The organism is Streptomyces sp. GQ60, from assembly GCF_059758875.1.
The window spans coordinates 37078-53988 of the sequence record NZ_JCAXEG010000014.1; the positions used below are offsets into that span (position 1 = coordinate 37078).

Below are 16911 nucleotides of genomic sequence, written 5' to 3' on the forward strand. Positions count from 1 at the left end.
GTCCGATAGCCCGCCCGTCTCCCGGGCGCCCTTCGTACACTGGCGGGATGGTAAGCCGCATCAGTGAGCTGGTCATCGACTGCGCCGACCCCGAGCGCCTCGCCGCGTTCTGGAGCGAGGCCCTCGGCTACGTGGAACTCTCCCGGGAAGGCGACGGAAGCATCGAGATCGGCCCGCCCGGCGCCGGCTTCGGAGGTCCGCAGCCCACCCTCGTCCTCAGTCCGAGCAGCGACCCGCGGGCCGGCAAGCTCCGCCTGCACATCGACGTCAACCCCGTCGACCGCGACCAGGACGCCGAGCTGGAGCGCCTGCTCGCCCTCGGCGCCCGTCCGGCCGACGTCGGCCAGACCGGCGCCGAGAGCTGGCACACCCTGGCCGACCCGGAAGGCAACGAGTTCTGCCTCCTGCGCAGGCGCCTGAATCCCCTCTGACCTAGGCCGTCTCTTCATGTCGAGGGCGACGGCAGTGGTGCAGGACTTGTCCTTGGCCGGGGAGGCGGCGCCGTCCCCGTCGTGGACGAGTACCAGGACCGAGCGTGCGGTGTCGGCCGTGGCGTGGCAGAGGTGACCGACGAGCGTCCGGGCGGCACGTACTCCCAGCTCCGCTCGCCGGTCGCGGCGTCGAAGCCGGTCACCGCGTCGAAGGGCCGGGGACCGGCGTGTCGCCGGAGAGCCAGGCCCCCGATCCCCTGGAGTTCGGCCTTGCGGTCCGCCGGGGTGTCCCAGACGACACTCGCGGTCTCGTTCTCCGACCCCAAGAGGCCGCATCCGGTGGTGAGCCAGCAGAGGGCAACCAGGGCTGCCCCCGTAGGGAGCCGTCGGCCCGACCAGAACGCGCACCCGCTGCCGGCCGAGGATGCGCACAGCCGTGGGCCGTACCGCCTGATCTGGGCGGTCTTGTCGTACCGGGCGCCACTGCTTCAGGCGGTCGGAGCAGCGTTCCGTGGGCGCGGACGATCGTGGAATCCACGGACACCAGCCACACGATCCCGTTGAGGACCCTGGGTCGTCCAGCCGCTTCCGCCCCCGCAACGACGCGGGCAACAGCGGCCGGACCAACTACCACTCGGCATCCGACAGTTCACGGCGACGTGTCACGACACCGTGATCTACCGGCGCTGAGCACGTGAGGACACTGTCTAGGACGGCTTGACGGAGGACCAGGCGGTGACGGTCACCTTGTCGTCGCAGAAGGCGAACACGCCGTCGTCCAGGGCGATCTGGTGCTTCCCGGCGCCGAGTACGCCGATGACCACCGTCGGGTAGCCGGCCGGGGTCGCGCCGGACTCGCAGTATCCGTCCGCCTCGCCCTGGACCTGGACGAACGTGAGCTTCGTCCAGGCCCGGGCGCCCGGGGCCAGGATCACGTTGGCGGCGTCGGGGCCGGTGTGCGTGGTGGGCAGCGGCTTGTTCTTCTCCGGCGAGCCGCTGCCCGCCGCCGCGACCGTCGGGTAGCCGTACACCTTGCACGGGGAGGTGGAGGTGTTGGTGACGGAGACAACGGCGGCTCCGGTTCCCGTGCCCGGTGGGCGGAGGTCGGCCTGGCGCGCCTCGGAGACCTCGATGTCGGCGATCGTGCAGGGCTTCTTCGTCACGCCGCCGGTGCCGCCGGAGGAGGAGCCGGCCGAGGGCGACGCGCCGCCCGTGGATCCTCCGCTCCCGCCGCCGCTGGTCGTTCCGCCCTTGTCGCCGCCGGTGGGTGTGGGCCCGGCCGACCGCGAGGCCGCGGCCGGCGCCGACGGGTCGACGGCCGCGCCGCCGTCGCCGGTCGGCGTGCAGCCCGTCATCAGAGCCGCGGCCGCCAGGGCCGTCGCCAGAGCCGCCGCGCTCCGGCCGATGCCTGCTGTGTACTGCATTGGGTGCTCCCCGAGGTTCACGACCGGTCCCGCACCGGCACTCGCGTGCAGGTACACGGTCTCCCGACCCGAGTAGGTTCCCGCCGCACGCGCCTGTGGCGGTTCCGTGACGCGCCCATGACCAGAGGCCGTCACACCGGCGCCGTACACCGGTCACCTCCCCGTCCAGACGTCCGGCACCGCACGACGCGGCCCCGACCCGCAAGATCCGGAAGGGACGGTCTAGCCCTTGGCCCGGCGCAGGGTCAGTTCTGCCAGGGCTTCGGGGGCGCCCGGCTGGTCGCGGACGCCCGGGAAGGCGTTGACGTCCACGATCAGGGGCGAGCCGTCGGCCGTGGCGATGATGTCCACGCCGTAGACGTCCAGGGAGTAGACCTCGCCGGCCCGGCGGGTCAGGTCGGCCCATCCCTCCGGGAGCCGGGGCAGCGGCACGGTCGGGCCGCGGCCTTCCGGGGAGAGTTCCGAACGGCGCAGGGCTCCGAAGACCCGGTCTCCGATCGCCCAGAGCTTGTGGTCCCAGCCGCTGTTCGGGGCGAAGTCCTGTACCACCACCGGCTCGTCCGGCCAGTCGTGTGCCAACTCCGCGAGGTGCGCGGTGTCGTCGACCCGGGCCACGAGGTCCGCGCGGCGGCTGTGACGGCTCTTGACGACGAGCGGGGAGCCCAGCGAGACCCCGGCCGCCCACGGCGCGAGCGCGCCCACGGTACGGGTTCCCGCGAACGGCAGCCGGGCCCGGACCGCCAGCTCCGCCATCAGGGTGCGGTCCTGGCAGAGCGTGGTGGCCGCGGCGGAGTTCACCACGGGCGCCCCGAGCCGCTCCAGGCCACGGGCCAGTTCCAGGCCGCGCGGGGTGTGCGCCTTGAGGAGGTACACGTCGGCCGGCGCCCCGGCGGCCGCGTCCGGCGAGCCGGGATCCAGCAGCTCCACCCGGTGTCCGGCCGCCCGCAGGAGTCCCGCCGCTGCCGAGAGCAGCGGATGCCCGGGGTTGTCCGTGATCAGGCCGACCCTCATACGGGCTCTCCCGCGGGCGCGGCCGGGGCGACGGCCACGGCCGTGGCCGCCGTGGCCTGGAGCGGGATCGACAGCGCGGGCCCGGGCGGGCGGGGGAGGGCGGACGCGGCTCCCGCTCCGGTGCCCGGTCCCGAACGGGCGCCCCGCGCGAGGCCCAGTACCGCGCGGGCCACCCGGGCGGCCGCGTCGGGGACCTGGCGGAAGCTGGGGAAGTCGTTCACGTCCACGACCACCGGCCCGTCGGGCCCCAGCAGCACGTCCACGCCGTACAGGTCGAGCCCGTACACCTCCCCGACCCGCGCGCCGATCTCCGCGATCTCGGCGGACAGCGGGACGAGGCGCTCCGGGACGGAGGTGTCCGGATGCAGGGGGGAGCTGCGCTCGGTGGCGAAGAGCTCCCCACCGACCGCGTACACCTTGAGGTCGGTGCCCGAGTTCGGTACGTACGGCTGGGCGACGAGCATTCCCTCGCCGGCCAGTTCGGGCAGCATCGCGGCCAGCCGTTCCGGCGAGGGGACCAGGTGTACGGCCCGTCCGGAGCTGCCGTCGGCGGGTTTGACGACCAGCGGGTAGTCCGACGCCGGGATCTGCTCCAGCAGTTCCGGCCGGGCCGCCGCGTACGTCGGCGGCAGCGGCAGCCCCCGGCCGCGCCCGATGGCCGCGGCCAGCGCCTTGTCCCGTACGCCCCGGATGGAGCGGGCGTCGTTGACGGTGGTCGCCCCGGCCGCGGCGGCGGCTTCGAGCAGGGTCAGCCCCGGCCCGCCGGACACCGTCTTGAGGACCCAGGCGTCATGGGCGCCGGCGTCCACCGCCTCGCTCATCCGCAGCAGCGAGCCACCGGGCCGCATGACCTCCACCCGGTGGCCCCAGGCCTTCAGCTGCCGGACCACCTCGTTCGGCATGCCGTCGTGGCGGTAGTGCTCCTCCACCAGGAAGCAGAGCCTCATGGACCTTCCCCATATTCCCCGGACGTCCGCCGATCCCGTCCGGCGAGTTGTGACGTCACAGGATGTCATGGCCCGCAATGTGATGATCGGTCCGCCTCCGTGGGGCGCCCCCGGGCCCGTGGCGTGACGGGTGTTCCGCCGTTCCGCGGCCCTCCGCCGCGATCCGGGGCGGGGGGTGGCGAGGGGTCCGCGACTTCCCTTCGCTCAAATAAGCCGCCAAAGGGCCCTTACCGGCCGAGGTTAAGTGGAAAACTTGTCAGAGACTGCCCAAAACGATCAACAACTCTCCTATAGTGATGCCTCGTTGCCAGGAACCTTCTCCTCCATTTACGCCCGGTATGAGGCTTTCATTGATGACGGCGTCGCCCTCCCCCCTTCGCCCCTCCGCGCTGGCCCTGCTGATCACCGCAGTCGCCGGCGGCGCGCTCACCACGGCGGCGGTGGCCGCGGCCCCGTCGTCCATCGCCACCGCCCTCGGCTGGTTCGCCGGCGCGGGCGTCCTGCTGCTCGCGGTCGCGGCCTTCACCGTGACCTGGTGCGCGCGCACCTCCCGGATCCAGCGCGCCCGGATCACCGGGCTCACCGCCGAACTGGCCGCCCGTGACGGGCACATCGCCCGGCTGATCGCCGACGCGACCCGTGACGCCGCCGCGCGCACCGCCGAACGCTCCCGCCTCGCCGGCGAACACGCCGCCGTGCTGGAACAGCTGACGGGCGACCACGCCGCCGTGCTGGAACACCTGGCGGGCGTGCACGCCGCCGAACTCGACGGACTGGCCGCCGCCCAGAACGCCTCGCGCGAGCGGCTCGGCGGAGAGCTGCGCCGAGCCGAGTCGGGCCGGGCCGCCGCCATGGCCGCGGCAGCGAACGCCGCCGGCCGGATGCAGGCCCTGGCCACGGGGATGCTCGCCGACCTGCGCGACATGGAGGACCGGCACGCCGACGAGGACGTCCTCGGCGACCTGCTCCACCTCGACCACCGCACCGCCCAGGCCGGCCGCCTCGCCGACTCCATCGCCGTGCTGACCGGGGCCCGTTCGGGTCGCCGCTGGGCGAAGCCGATCGTCATGGAGTCGATCCTGCGCGGCGCGATGGGCCGCATCGGCGGATACCAGCGCGTCAGGCTGCACTCCACCAGCGACGCCGCCGTCGCCGGGCACGCGGCCGAGGGCGTCATGCACGCACTCGCCGAACTCCTCGACAACGCGGCCAACTTCTCCCCGCCGACCGCCGAGGTCCACGTCTACGTGGAGGAGGTGCCGTCCGGGATCGTCATCACCGTCGAGGACAGCGGCCTCGTCATGAGCGAGGTCCAACTGCGCCGCGCCGAACAGGCCGTGACCGCCGCCTCCCTGGACCTGGCCGGACTGTCCGGGACCCGGCTCGGCCTCGCCGTCGTCGGCCGGCTCGCCCGCAAGCACGGACTGACCGTCTCCTTCCGGCCCTCCGCCCGCGGCGGTACGGGCGCGCTGATGATGCTCCCGCAGGAGCTCATCAGCCGCACGCCCGCCGAAGCCCCGGCCGCGCCGCTCGCCATCCCTGCGCAGCCGTCCGCCCGGGTCGCGCCGCAGGCTCCCCCGGCGCCCGCGGCTCCCGCCCCGTCCGAGCCCGAGCCCGAGGCCGTGCACGACACCGCCGCCGGCCGGGACGACGCCGTCCGCGCGCAGGACCGTACGACGAAGGACCGCGAGACCGGAGCAACCGTCGAAGCGGGCCCCGGTTCCGGCTCCGACCGCGGCTCCAACACCGGTTCCGCCTCCGACACCGGCTCCGAGTCCGAATCCACCGGCGGGCACCCGCACTTCGGCGACAGCGGCCTGCCTCAGCGCCGCCGTGGCCGGACCCTGGCGGCGGCTCACCCCGAGGGCACGGACGGCGCGGGCACCGAGACCCGTACGGGTTCCGCCACGGCCTCCGCGCCCGGTGGGGCCTCCCGGTCGGCCGCGCGGTTCGGCAGCTTCCGCCAGGCCGTCCGCGGCGCCGCGGCCCCGGGCGAAGCAGCCTCCGGCGGCTCCGGCGGCCCCGGCGACGAGCAGCAGCCCGCGCACACCCCAGACCCGGAAGGCAACACGCGATCATGACCGGCTTCACCACCGACGAGACGCTCAACTGGCTCCTGGAAGGCCTCCTGGAGCGCACACCGGGCGCCCGCCACGCCCTGGTGCTCTCCCGCGACGGCCTCAAACTGTGCCGCACGCCCGAGCTCTCCGTCGACCAGGCCGACCAGCTCGCCGCGATCGCCGCCGGCATCCAGAGCCTGTCCCACGGGGCGTCCGTCGAGTTCGGCGACGGAACCGGCGGAGTCCGCTCGGCCATGGCCGAGTTCTACGGCGGGATCCTGTTCATCGTCGAGGCCGGCGAGGGGGCGCACCTCGCGCTCGTCGCCAACGAGGAGGCCGACGCCGGGCTCGTCGGCCACAACATGTCCGAACTGGTCGAGCAGCTCGGCGAACACCTCATCGCCAGGCCCCGGGGATGAGCCGGACCCGGCCGGGCCGGGACGATTCGCCGGACCGGCTCTACACCCTCACCGGTGGCCGCAGCCGCTCCGGCTCGGACGTCTTCGACCTGGTCACCCTGGTCGTCGCCGAAAGCGATCCGGTGCCCGGCATGCAGTCCGAGCACGCGGCGATCCTGCGGATGTGCCAGTTCCCGACGGCCGTGGTGGAGATCGCGGCCGATCTCGGACTGCCGGTGTCGATCGTACGGATCTTGCTGGCCGACCTGCTCGCCACCGGACGGATCCGCGCCCGGCACCCGCGTACGGCGAACTCCGCGTACAGCTTTACCGACCCCGACATCCTGGAGCAGGTGCTCGTTGGACTCCGCAATCTCTGACGCGACGATCCCCGAAGCCGCGTCTCCGGCGAGCACGGCGCGCGACGCCGCCGAACCGCTACGGCCCCGCCAGGCACTGCGCAGCACCGCCGACAACGGACTGAAGATCGTCATCGTGGGCGGTTTCGGCGTCGGCAAGACCACGATGGTCCGCTCGGTCAGCGAGATCCGCCCGCTGAACACCGAAGAGACCATGACCAAGGCCGGCGAGAGCGTCGACGATGTCGACGGGATCGCGGGGACCGCCGGGAAGAGCGCCACCACCGTGGCCTTCGACTTCGGGCGCATCACCCTCGACGCCCGCAACGTGCTCTACCTGTTCGGCGCCCCCGGCCAGGAGCGGTTCTGGTTCCTGTGGGACCGGCTCTTCTCCGGCACCCTCGGCGCCGTCGTCCTCGTCGACACCCGGCGCCTGGCGGACTCCTGGTACGCCATCGACCGGCTCGAACACCACGGCACGCCCTTCGTCGTGGCCTGCAACGACTTCGGCGGCCCCGAGCACACCACGGAGCAGATCCGCGCCGCCCTCGACCTGCCGGACGGCATCCCGCTGGTGTTCTGCGACGCCCGCTCCCGGGAGTCCAGCAAGCAGGTCCTGATCTCCCTCGTCCAGCACCTCCAGACGGCCGCCCTGTCGAGCACCCGGCCGAGCCTCCAGCCGAGCCCCCTGTCCCAGACCCCGGAGCCCACCCCGTGACCTGCCCCGCCGCCCCCGAGCACCAGCCCGTCTACCTCGGCGGCCCCCGGTTCCAGAGCGACCCCGTCGAGCTGTACCGCGAGATGCGCCGCGACCACGGCGCCGTCGCCCCGGTCGTCCTCGACGGAGACGTACCGGCCTGGCTGGTCCTCGGCTACCGCGAACTGCACCAGGTCACCAGCGACCCGGTGCTCTTCTCCCGGGACTCCGAGCTGTGGAACCAGTGGGACCGCATTCCCGCCGACTGGCCGCTGCTCCCGATGATCGGCCGCCGCCAGCCGTCGATCCTCTACACCGTCGGCGAACGCCACCGCGAGCGGGCCGGCGTCATCTCCGACGCCCTCGAGGCCGTCGACCCCTTCGAACTCAAGGGCCACGCCGAGCGGTACGCCGACGAGCTGATCGACGAACTGTGCGGCAAGGGCTCCTGCGACATCGTCGGCGAGTACGCCATGCTGCTGCCCCTGCGCGTCCTCGCCCGCCTCTACGGGTTCTCCGACGCACAGGGCCCCGGCCTCGTCCACGCCATGAACGACATGATCAACGGGCGGGAGGGCGCCCTGGAAGGACAGCGCCACCTCGCCGAGTCGATGTTCGCGCTGCTCTCCGCCAAACTCGCCGACCCCGGATCCGACGTGGTCTCCCGGATGCTCGCCAACCGGTCCGGCTTCACGGTGGAGGAGGTCGCACAGGACCTCATGGTCATGATGGCCGCGGGCCACCAGCCCACCGCCGACTGGATCGGCAACTCCCTGCGCCTCATGCTCACCGACGACCGCTTCGCCGCCTCCCTCGCGGGCGGCCGGCACAGCGTCGGCGAGGCCATGAACGAGGTGCTGTGGGAGGACACCCCCACCCAGAACGTGGCCGGCCGCTGGACCTCCCGCGACACCAACCTGGGCGGCCGGCGCATCGGCCGCGGCGACCTCGTCCTGCTCGGGATCGGCGCAGCCAACACCGACCCGCACGTGCGCACCGACGCCGGAGCGCTGACCGGCGGCAACAACGCCTTCTTCTCCTTCGGGCACGGCGAACACCGCTGCCCCTTCCCCGCCCAGGAGGTCGCCGAGGTCATCGCGCGCACCGGCATCGAGGTGCTCCTCGACCGGCTGCCCGACGTGGACCTCGCCGGACCCGCCGGGGACCTGGCCCGTCGCCCCTCGCCCTGGCTGCGCGGCCTCACCGCCCTTCCCGTGACCTACACCCCGACCCCCGCCCTTGGAGCCACCCGATGACGTGCCCGATCGACCACTCCGGCCCCGCGGCCATCGTCCTGGACCCCTTCGTCGCCGACCTCGACGCCGAGAGCGCCGCGCTGCGCGCCGCAGGTCCCCTGGTCCAGGTGGTCCTCCCCGGTGACGTCGCCGTCTACGCCGTCACGCACCACTCCGAGGCCCGCAAGCTGCTCACCGATCCCCGGATCGTCAAGGACATCAACGTCTGGGGCGCCTGGCAGCGCGGCGAGATCCCCGTGGACTGGCCGCTGATCGGCCTCGCCAACCCCGGCCGCTCGATGCTCACCGTGGACGGCGAGGACCACCGCCGGCTGCGCACCCTGGTCGCGCAGGCGCTGACCGTACGCCGGGTGGAGAAGCTGCGCGCCGGCATCGAGGCGCTGACCACCGGCATGCTGGACAAGCTGGCCGGGCTGCCGGCCGGCGAGACGGTGGACCTCAAGGCGCAGTTCGCGTACCCGCTGCCGATGAACGTCATCAGCGACCTGATGGGCGTCGACGCCGAGGAACACCCGCGCCTGAAGGCCCTGTTCGAGAAGTTCTTCTCCACGCAGACCCTGCCCGAGGAGGTCCCGCAGATGATGGCGGACCTCGGCGCGCTGTTCTCCCGCATCGTCGAGTCCAAGCGGGAGAACCCGGGCGACGACCTCACCAGCGCCCTCATCGAGGCCTCGGAGGACGGCGACCACCTCACCACGGAGGAGATCACCAACACCCTCCAGCTGATCGTCGCCGCCGGCCACGAGACCACCATCAGCCTGATCGTCAACGCGGTCGTCGCCCTGGAGACCCACCCCGAGCAGCGCGACCTCGTCCTCAAGGGCGAGGTCCCCTGGGAGAACGTCATCGAGGAGACCCTGCGCTGGTCCAGCCCCACCTCGCACGTCCTGATTCGCTTCGCCACCGAGGACGTGGAGGTCGGCGACCGGATCCTGCCCAAGGGCGCGGGCCTGATCGTCTCCTTCGGCGCGCTCGGCCGCGACGAGGCCCAGTTCGGCGAGACGGCGGGCGAGTTCGATGCCACCCGCACCCCGAACCGGCACATCTCCTTCGGCCACGGCCCCCACGTCTGCCCCGGCGCGGCCCTGTCCCGTCTGGAGGCCCTGGTCGCCCTCCCGGCCCTCTACGCCCGCTTCCCGGACCTCACCCTGGCCGTCCCCCCGGCCGACCTCCGCAACAAGCCGATCCTCACCCAGAACGACCTCTTCGACCTCCCGGTCCGCCTGGCCTGAACCGCAGAAGAGACTGAGCCCCTGCGGGTGGCAGGGGTTTGGTTCCACCCTCGCCTTCACAGACGTGGCGCTATCGTTTCGTCCGTGAAGGTCGTGACGCAGGTGAAGCTCGTGCCGTCTCCCGAGGTGGAGGCAGCACTGCATGCCACCCTGCGTGCTGCCAATGACGCGGCCAACTGGCTTTCTGTGCACGCCCAGAGCAAGGAAGAGGGACGTGCCCGTTCCCGGGCTGCAAGCGGCGGGTTATCAGGAGCTGAAGGCACGCGGTCTGTCGGCCCAGCCCGCGCTGCACGTGATCCGCAAGGTCGCAGATGCCTACACGTCCCGGGCGGCGAACATGAAGGCCGGGAACTACGGCCGGAAGGACTCCGAGCGGTACCGGCGCATCGCGCACACCCCGGTCAGGTTCCGGCCCACCCGGCGGCCCAGGCGTACGACGACCGGTGCCTGTCCTGGCAGTACGACGCCCGGACCGTCAGCATCCTGACCAGTGCCGGGCGTATCCGGGGCGTCCCCTTCGTTTGCTCGCAGCAGGCCCTGAAGACTCTGGACGAACACCGGCGCGGAGAATCCCGCTTGGTGCACCGAGACCGTGCCTGGTTCCTGATCGCGTACTGCGAGATCCCGGTCAAACCGCTCAATACGGAGCCGGAAGGCTTCCTCGGCGTCGATCTCGGTATCGCCAACATCGCAACGACCTCCGACGCGGGTGAGCACTTCACCGGGAAGGAACTGAACAAGTACCGCCGTCGGCAGGTCCGCATCCGCGCGGAACTCCAGGCGCGGGGCACCAAGTCTGCCAAGCGAAAGCTGAAGCAGCGGTCCCGCCGCGAACATCGCCACGCAGCCAACACCAACCACATCATCGCCAAGCGCATCGTGACCGAGGCTGAACGCACCGGGCGCGGGATCGGTCTGGAAGACCTGACCGGAATCCGTGAACGGGTACGGCTTCGCAAGCCCCAACGGGTCGCGCTGCACTCCTGGGCGTTCGCCCAGCTCGCCGCCTTCATCATCTACAAGGCCGCGCGCCGGGGTTCCCGTCGTCCAGGTCGATCCCGCCCACACGAGCCAGATGTGCTCATGGTGCGGACACACGGAGAAGGCCAACCGGCAGACACAGGAGGTTTTCGCCTGCCGGTCATGCGGCGTCGTTGCGCACGCAGACTGGAACGCGGCCCGAAACATCGCAGACCGCGCCCTTATCGTCTGGGCTGAAGTCAACCAGCCCCATGCGGCGGACCCCCCTGGGGATCCAGCTGCGAGCCCGCCTCTGCCGAGCCGGGTGGATGACAGGCAGAACACGTCGATCTCAAGATGACCCGCGGTTCTTAAACGCCGCCGGTGTGCGCAAATGGGTGGCGAGCTGGAGCCCGGGAGCTGGACATGCTCCCGGGCTCCGTCACGTTTCGCGACCTCCGCCGTGCGGCGCCGCGCCGGGCCGACTACCTGGGCACCGGTACCGAGACGAACGCCGTGCCCGACTCGTTCTCCACCAGAACCGCCCGCACGTCCGCCGGGTCCACCGCCGCCGAGCCGTCCAGCGCCGCGCCCTTGCCCTCGCCGTGCTCCGCGGTGCCCACCACCCAGCCGCCCGCCGTGGTGCGCGTACCGTCCCGGGAGACCACGACGATCCGGCAGCGCTCGCCCGGCGGGATCCCCGTCACCGCGGCGTGCACCCGTACCCACTTGGCCGCGGGCGTCACCTGTACGGTCATCCGCGCGCCCGTGCCCGCATCCGTCGCGGAAGCCACCTTGGTCCCCTCCGGCGGCGCGGACGGCTCGGCCGAGACCGTCGGCCGCGGCCTGGCCTCGGCGCCGGTGCTCCCGCCGCCCAGCTGCGTACCGGCCCAGAAGACGGCGGTCAGCGAGGCCGCCACGGCCAGCCCCGTGAACACGGTCCGGCGCCGGCGCGCCCCGTCGAGCTCCTGGCGCATCTGGCGCAGGGTGCGCTGGAGCAGCAGGTCCCCGCCCCGCGGCGGACCGTCGAGGAACGCCTCGGGGGGCACTTCGCCCAGCGCCGCCTCCATCTCGCGCAAGGCCGTCACCTCCTGACGGCACTGCACGCAGCCGTCCACGTGTTCCTCGACCCGGCGGACCTCCGCATCGTCCAGGACGCCGAGAACGTACGGGCCGAGCAGTTCCTCCTCGTGCCGCTGCCCGTTCATGCCACCACCTCCTGCAGTCCGCCGGGCCGCGGAGACGGGCCGCCCGTGCGTGAGCTTTCCCTGAAGACTTCTCTGAGCGCCTTGAGCGCGTAGTGCGAGCGCGATTTCACCGTGCCGGCCGGGATACCGAGGGCGTCCGCCGCCTCGGCGACGCTCTGCTGGCGGTAGTACAACTCCGTCAGCACGTCCCGGTGTTCCGGTGACAGCCGATCCAGGGCGCCCAGTACGGTCATGGTGTCCACCACCGCGTCGGCGTGGTCCGCCTCCACCGGCGGACGGGCCGGGGATCCGGACACCTCCGGAGGGCGGGCGGCCTTGGCCCGGTACCGGTCGGTGATGATGTTGCGGGCCACCGTGAGCAGCCAGCCGCGTACGGAACCCTTCCCGTTCACCAGGACCTCGGAGTGGCGCCAGGCCCGGATCAGGGTCTCCTGGACGATGTCCTCGGCCGCGGCCCGGTCCCCGGTCAGCCGGGTCGCGTACGCGAGCAGGGCGTGACCGTGCTCCTCGTACACGGACTTGATCAGTGCCTCGTCGGTCGAGCCCCGCCGAGTGCGGGGCCACAGTGGTCCGGCCATCTCACCCTCTCCGTCTCCCTCGCTTACCTGGTGCGGTCACAACACGCGACGCACGGGCACCGGGTTCACGTGACCTGCGTCACCCGGGAGCTCGCGGCGTACGGCGCGCGGCTCGCGGTACCGCTCAGGTCCGGCAGGTGCGGCCCTGGTTGAGGCAGTCCACGACGTCGTCCATCCGGGGGCCGGTCATCACGTTCACGAACATCCCGTGGTCCGTCTTGGGGCTGTGCCGCTGCTCGGGGAACGAGTCGAGGGAGATCGGCGCCCCCGCGGGCACGTCGTAGGCGAGGGAGATCCGCAACCGCGGCACGGGGAACGTGCCCTGCGGGCAGACCCCGTTCGCGGCCGGGAAGCGCAGGTGCGAGCGGTGCCCGGGGCTGGTGGTGTCCAGACCGTTCCAACAGCTCGGGAAGGTGAGGGTACGGGTGAGGCGCTCGCCCTGCGGACAGCGCGGGTAGCGGGTGGTGGACCGGTCGGGGGAACCCGAACAGCCCCAACGGGCCCGCACGTCCTGGTCGGAGTCCGCTGTGAAGGCCACCGCGTCGCCGGTCATCGCGTTCAGGAACCGGGGCATCGCCACCACCTTGCTCACCGGACTGCCGAGGAACTCCACCGACACCTCCGACTCGGGCAGGATCGCACCCGCGTTGCCGTGGCCCGCGGATCCCTCGTGCGGCCGGCCGGCCGGCCGGTCCGTGCGGCGCAGCACCGGCCAGAAGTACGTGGAACGGTCCCCGCCCGCGCAGCTGGTGGCGGCCGCGTCCAGGGAGGCGTCGGTGGAGGATGCGTCCGTGGACAGGTTTCCCACGTAGCCGTGCGTGTGGTGGGCGCCGGAGCGCAGCCCCGGTGAGACGACGAGGTTGTCCTCGTTGTAGTGGCCCTCCTCGTTGCGGCCGCAATCCGCCGACACCCGGCCGGCGGAGGCCTGCGGACCGGCCGCGAGGGGCTCGGCGGGCCCCGGCGGGACCTCCCGGATGTCCACGTAGTCGGCGGGCACGGGACCGGCCGCACCCGCCGCCGGGTGCGGCCCGCCCGCGCGCGCGGCCCCCAGCACGGCGGCGGTCAGCCCGGTGCCCAGGACCAGACAGATCAGGAGCGTGAGCAGTCGGCGTTCGTTCCCCATGCGGGTCACGGTTGCCGCCCAACCCCGCCTGCGTCAACCGGGCGTCCGCGGGGCGGTCACCTCCCGGCCGCGGCGCCGGAACACGTCGAAGGTGTCGCACGCGCGGGCGGCGCCGTGCCGGAGAACACGCCGCGGACGGGCGGCCCGGAGTCCGAGCCCATGCCGGCCGGGCACCCGCTCCGTGCCACACGGAACTGCGCCGGGCCGCCGAGAACTTCTTCACCGGCCAGGTCGACGCCCTGGGCGGGGACACCACCGCGCCGGTACTCCTCGCGTACCTCCAGAGCGCCTTCCGTACGGCCCTCACCGCCACCGGGGACGAAGGCTCCCTCTCCGGCCCCGGAGGTCGGCCACGCGGCGCGCACGGTGCTGCTCCTGGCCCGCGGTTACACCGACCAGTGCTCCTTCGCCGAGGCGCCGCGGACGCTGAGCCGGGCCATCGCCCTGCGCATGCTCAGCCAGGACGCCCTCGACCGGAAGCAGCCGTCCGTCGCGCTCTCCTACGTACGCCAGGCGCTGGAGATCGCGCCGAACGCCCCCGGCGCCGTACGGGCCTGCGTGGCGGCCCAGGCGGCCCAGGTGCACGCCGCCCTGGGGCACCGCGCGGAGGCCCTCGCCTGGCTGGACGCCGCCGACCGGGTGCACGGCGCTCCCGCGGGCGAGCCGGATCCCTTCCACACCTGCCGCCCGGCCGCCCTGGAGTTCAAGCGCGCGGTGGTGCGCGGCCTGCTCGGAGACCACCCCGCGGCCCACGCGGCCCTGGACGCCTCGCCGGCCCCCCGTCCCGCCCAGCAGGAGCGCGCGATCATGCTCGCCCATGTGGAACGGGCCAGGCTGTACCGGCTCGGCGGCCCAAACCTTCCGCCGAGCCCGGATCAGGCCAGCGGGCCGGCGTCGAGCTCGATCACCTCCGCGGGGCCCGCACGGAACGCGGGGCTCGCCGCGTCCGCCGCGATCATGTGCGGGGTGACGTCGTGCGCGGAGAGGGCCGCCCGCGAGGACCACTCCTCGATGAGGGCGAACCGGTCAGGATCGCCGCTCACCGCGTGCATGTCGTAGCGGACGCAACCCTCCTCGGCCCGCACGACGGGCGCGAGGCGCTCGTAGGCGTCGATCTGCTCCCGGCCGCGGGCCGGGAGGGTGGAGATGAGGATCAGGAGTCGAACCGTCGAGGGCATGGGCCGAAGACTAGATCGACGGGAGGCGGCGGCGGAAAGGACTTTCCACCCACCGGCCCCTGCCCGCCCGGACGTTCCGCCCGCCCCGCCCCGCCCCGCATGGCCGGTCCGGTCCTTGCCCGGTCCGCGCCGACCGCGCAGAGTGGCCCGGTATGACACCCGAAGACCTCCTGCAGGCCCTCGCCCGTACCCGCGCCTCCCTCGACGGAACCGAGGTCACCTTCTGGTGGACGGGCGACGTCCACGGCTGGGCCCCCGGGGAGCCCTACCGGCGCCTCTTCGGATTCGAAGGCTTCAACGTGGCCCGGCTGGTGGAGGACGAGGCGCCGGGGACCTACCAGCTCCTCACCCGCGAGGCCGCGTTCTACCTGGACCCGCTGACCCGCGAGATCCTGGAGACATGGGAGGACAAGCCCGTGGTCCACGTCTGGAACGACCCCGCGAACCAGAAGTGGCGTCCCTTCCCGGTCCCCATGACCGAACTGGGCGACCAGGTGTGCTTCAGCCTGGAGATCCCGCTCGCCTACCCCTCCCCGCTGCCCGTCGCGCAGTACCCGGCGAACTCGGCCGACGACACCTACCGGGCCCTGGAGCTCTTCCAGTTCTTCGCCCCCGCCTCGGTCCTCGCCACCGACGCGCCCGGCGTCCCGTCCACCATGTCCTGGACCCGGATGTCCCCCTGGCTCCCCTGGATGGAACAGGGGCCGCGCCCCGGCGGGCTAGCCTTCCACTGCCGGGGCCGCAAACTCGCCTCCTACGCGGAGGTCCCGGAGCGGACCCGCGCGTACGTCGCCGCCCGCCACCCGGAGTTCGCCCACGCCCCCGAGAAGTGGACGGAGCCGAACGAGACCAGTTGGACGTACTTCCGCGGGCTCAACCCGCCGTCGGCCCCGCCCGGCTCCTGAGCCGGGGGGTGCGCCCGGTCCAGGACGTCGCTGGGCCGCCCCGCCCGAGGACGCTCAGCCGCCGGCCGCGAAGCGGTCGATGGCACCGAGCACGTGGTCGAGGGTGGTCGGGCCGCCCGTGTGGCCCGCCTCCTCCACCACGGTCAACTCCGCGCCGGGCCAGGCGCGGGACAGTTCCCAGGCCGTGTCGAGGGGGCTGCCCATGTCGAGCCGGCCGTGGATCAGGGCGCCCGGGATCCCGGCCAGCCGGTGGGCCCCGCGCAGAAGCTCACCCTCCTCCAGCCACGCACCGTGCGAGAAGTAGTGCGAGCAGATGCGGACGAGGGCGACCCGGGCCGCCGGAGGCCGCCCGCTGTACGGCGGGGAGGCACCCTTGCTCTCGCCGGACAGCACCGCGTCCTCCCAGGCGCACCAGTCCGCCGTGGCCTTCGCCCGTACCTCTTCGTCCGGGTCGGCGGCCAGGCGCGCGTAGGCCCCGACGAGGTCGCCGTCGCGCGGAGTGCCGCCCGATCCGGCGACGAAGCGCTCCCACTGCTCGGGGAAGTACCGGCCGACGCCGCGGTACAGCCAGTCGATCTCCGAGCGCCGGGTGGTGGTGACGGCCGCGATGACGATCTCGGAGACCCGCTCGGGGTGCCGCTCGGCGTAGGCCAGGATCAGCGTGGAGCCCCACGAGCCTCCGTACAGAAGCCAGCGGCCGATGCCGAGGTGCTCGCGCAGCCGTTCCATGTCGGCGAGCAGGTGGCCGGTGGTGTTGTGCCGCATGTCGGTCGCGGGATCGCTCGCGTGCGGGGTGCTGCGGCCGCAGCCGCGCTGGTCGAACAGGACGATCCGGTAGCGGGCCGGATCGAAGAGCCGTCGGGCGTGCTCGGTGCAGCCCGATCCCGGCCCGCCGTGGACGACGAGTGCGGGCTTTCCGTCAGGATTGCCGCATACCTCCCAGTAGACGGCGTTTCTGTCACCGACGTCGAGCATCCCCTTGTCGTAGGGCTCGACCGGCGGGTAGCACTCTCGCACGTCCCCGACCTCCTCATTTCCCCGTCCCGGACGGCTTTTGCCGTCGATCCGCCGTCGATCCGCCGCCGATCCGCCGGCGTCCGTCGGCTTCCGGCCACCCTACGGCGCCCTCCCCAGGGTGCGGACA

Annotated in this window: 17 protein-coding genes and 1 pseudogene; 10 read left to right on the forward strand and 8 right to left on the reverse strand. The window is 72.8% G+C overall.

Features of this window, described 5'->3' with window-relative positions; all coding sequences use genetic code 11:
- The first annotated feature begins 47 nt into the window (after window positions 1-47).
- On the forward strand, window positions 48-431 hold the full coding sequence (locus tag AC6CKD_RS28390; RefSeq protein ID WP_498331079.1) for a VOC family protein: 384 nt from the start codon (window positions 48-50) through the stop codon (window positions 429-431).
- Window positions 432-1138: 707 nt separating this feature from the next.
- Here AC6CKD_RS28390 and AC6CKD_RS28395 read toward each other — a convergent pair.
- The 3 genes from AC6CKD_RS28395 to AC6CKD_RS28405 all read right to left on the reverse strand — a co-directional run bounded on the left by AC6CKD_RS28395 (window position 1139) and on the right by AC6CKD_RS28405 (window position 3813).
- Window positions 1139-1855, reverse strand: coding sequence for a DUF4232 domain-containing protein (locus AC6CKD_RS28395; protein WP_498331081.1), 717 nt, complete (start codon window positions 1853-1855; stop codon window positions 1139-1141).
- A gap of 222 nt (window positions 1856-2077) precedes the next feature.
- Window positions 2078-2866 (reverse strand): ATP-grasp domain-containing protein, encoded by a 789-nt coding sequence (locus tag AC6CKD_RS28400; protein WP_498331083.1) that lies wholly within the window; start codon window positions 2864-2866, stop codon window positions 2078-2080.
- Entirely contained in the window at window positions 2863-3813 is a 951-nt protein-coding gene (locus AC6CKD_RS28405; protein WP_498331085.1) for an ATP-grasp domain-containing protein, read from the reverse strand. Before AC6CKD_RS28405 ends, AC6CKD_RS28400 begins: the two co-directional genes overlap by 4 nt.
- Before the next feature lie 353 nt (window positions 3814-4166).
- Between AC6CKD_RS28405 and AC6CKD_RS28410 the strand changes: the two genes are divergently transcribed.
- The 8 genes and pseudogenes from AC6CKD_RS28410 to AC6CKD_RS28445 all read left to right on the forward strand — a co-directional run bounded on the left by AC6CKD_RS28410 (window position 4167) and on the right by AC6CKD_RS28445 (window position 11136).
- Window positions 4167-5894 (forward strand): sensor histidine kinase, encoded by a 1728-nt coding sequence (locus AC6CKD_RS28410; protein ID WP_498331087.1) that lies wholly within the window; start codon window positions 4167-4169, stop codon window positions 5892-5894.
- Entirely contained in the window at window positions 5891-6292 is a 402-nt protein-coding gene (locus AC6CKD_RS28415) for a roadblock/LC7 domain-containing protein (protein ID WP_478685762.1), read from the forward strand. Before AC6CKD_RS28410 ends, AC6CKD_RS28415 begins: the two co-directional genes overlap by 4 nt.
- The gene (locus AC6CKD_RS28420) at window positions 6289-6651 is read left to right on the forward strand and encodes a DUF742 domain-containing protein (RefSeq protein WP_498331089.1); all 363 of its coding nucleotides are present in this window, start codon (window positions 6289-6291) and stop codon (window positions 6649-6651) included. The genes AC6CKD_RS28415 and AC6CKD_RS28420 overlap by 4 nt, the downstream gene beginning before the upstream one ends.
- The gene (locus AC6CKD_RS28425; RefSeq protein WP_498331091.1) at window positions 6632-7348 is read left to right on the forward strand and encodes a GTP-binding protein; all 717 of its coding nucleotides are present in this window, start codon (window positions 6632-6634) and stop codon (window positions 7346-7348) included. Before AC6CKD_RS28420 ends, AC6CKD_RS28425 begins: the two co-directional genes overlap by 20 nt.
- A complete protein-coding gene (locus AC6CKD_RS28430; protein WP_498331093.1) occupies window positions 7345-8583 on the forward strand; it encodes a cytochrome P450 in 1239 nt (412 codons plus the stop codon). The genes AC6CKD_RS28425 and AC6CKD_RS28430 overlap by 4 nt, the downstream gene beginning before the upstream one ends.
- Entirely contained in the window at window positions 8580-9815 is a 1236-nt protein-coding gene (locus AC6CKD_RS28435) for a cytochrome P450 family protein (protein WP_498331094.1), read from the forward strand. Before AC6CKD_RS28430 ends, AC6CKD_RS28435 begins: the two co-directional genes overlap by 4 nt.
- Window positions 9816-10394: 579 nt before the next feature.
- Window positions 10395-10796, forward strand: a pseudogene (locus AC6CKD_RS28440) (transposase); the annotation flags it as partial.
- Window positions 10797-10890: 94 nt separating this feature from the next.
- Entirely contained in the window at window positions 10891-11136 is a 246-nt protein-coding gene (locus AC6CKD_RS28445; protein WP_498331096.1) for a zinc ribbon domain-containing protein, read from the forward strand.
- A 124-nt stretch (window positions 11137-11260) separates the two neighbouring features.
- Here AC6CKD_RS28445 and AC6CKD_RS28450 read toward each other — a convergent pair whose 3' ends face one another.
- The 4 genes from AC6CKD_RS28450 to AC6CKD_RS28465 all read right to left on the reverse strand — a co-directional run bounded on the left by AC6CKD_RS28450 (window position 11261) and on the right by AC6CKD_RS28465 (window position 14862).
- Complete coding sequence (locus tag AC6CKD_RS28450; RefSeq protein WP_498331098.1) at window positions 11261-11983, reverse strand: zf-HC2 domain-containing protein; 723 nt, start codon at window positions 11981-11983, stop codon at window positions 11261-11263.
- A complete protein-coding gene (locus tag AC6CKD_RS28455; protein WP_498331100.1) occupies window positions 11980-12561 on the reverse strand; it encodes a sigma-70 family RNA polymerase sigma factor in 582 nt (193 codons plus the stop codon). Before AC6CKD_RS28455 ends, AC6CKD_RS28450 begins: the two co-directional genes overlap by 4 nt.
- Before the next feature lie 124 nt (window positions 12562-12685).
- Window positions 12686-13684 carry a DUF1996 domain-containing protein gene (locus AC6CKD_RS28460; protein ID WP_498331102.1) on the reverse strand — a complete coding sequence of 333 codons (999 nt, stop codon included), beginning with the start codon at window positions 13682-13684 and terminating at the stop codon, window positions 12686-12688.
- Window positions 13685-14559: 875 nt separating this feature from the next.
- On the reverse strand, window positions 14560-14862 hold the full coding sequence (locus tag AC6CKD_RS28465) for a putative quinol monooxygenase (protein WP_498331104.1): 303 nt from the start codon (window positions 14860-14862) through the stop codon (window positions 14560-14562).
- A 152-nt stretch (window positions 14863-15014) separates the two neighbouring features.
- On the opposite strand from AC6CKD_RS28465, the gene AC6CKD_RS28470 reads away from it, so the two are divergent.
- Window positions 15015-15767 carry a DUF1838 family protein gene (locus AC6CKD_RS28470; RefSeq protein WP_498331105.1) on the forward strand — a complete coding sequence of 251 codons (753 nt, stop codon included), beginning with the start codon at window positions 15015-15017 and terminating at the stop codon, window positions 15765-15767.
- Between the two features lie 54 nt (window positions 15768-15821).
- On the opposite strand, the gene pip is transcribed toward AC6CKD_RS28470, so the two are convergent.
- Window positions 15822-16784 (reverse strand): prolyl aminopeptidase, encoded by a 963-nt coding sequence (gene pip / locus AC6CKD_RS28475; RefSeq protein ID WP_498331106.1) that lies wholly within the window; start codon window positions 16782-16784, stop codon window positions 15822-15824.
- Between the last annotated feature and the right edge of the window lie 127 nt (window positions 16785-16911).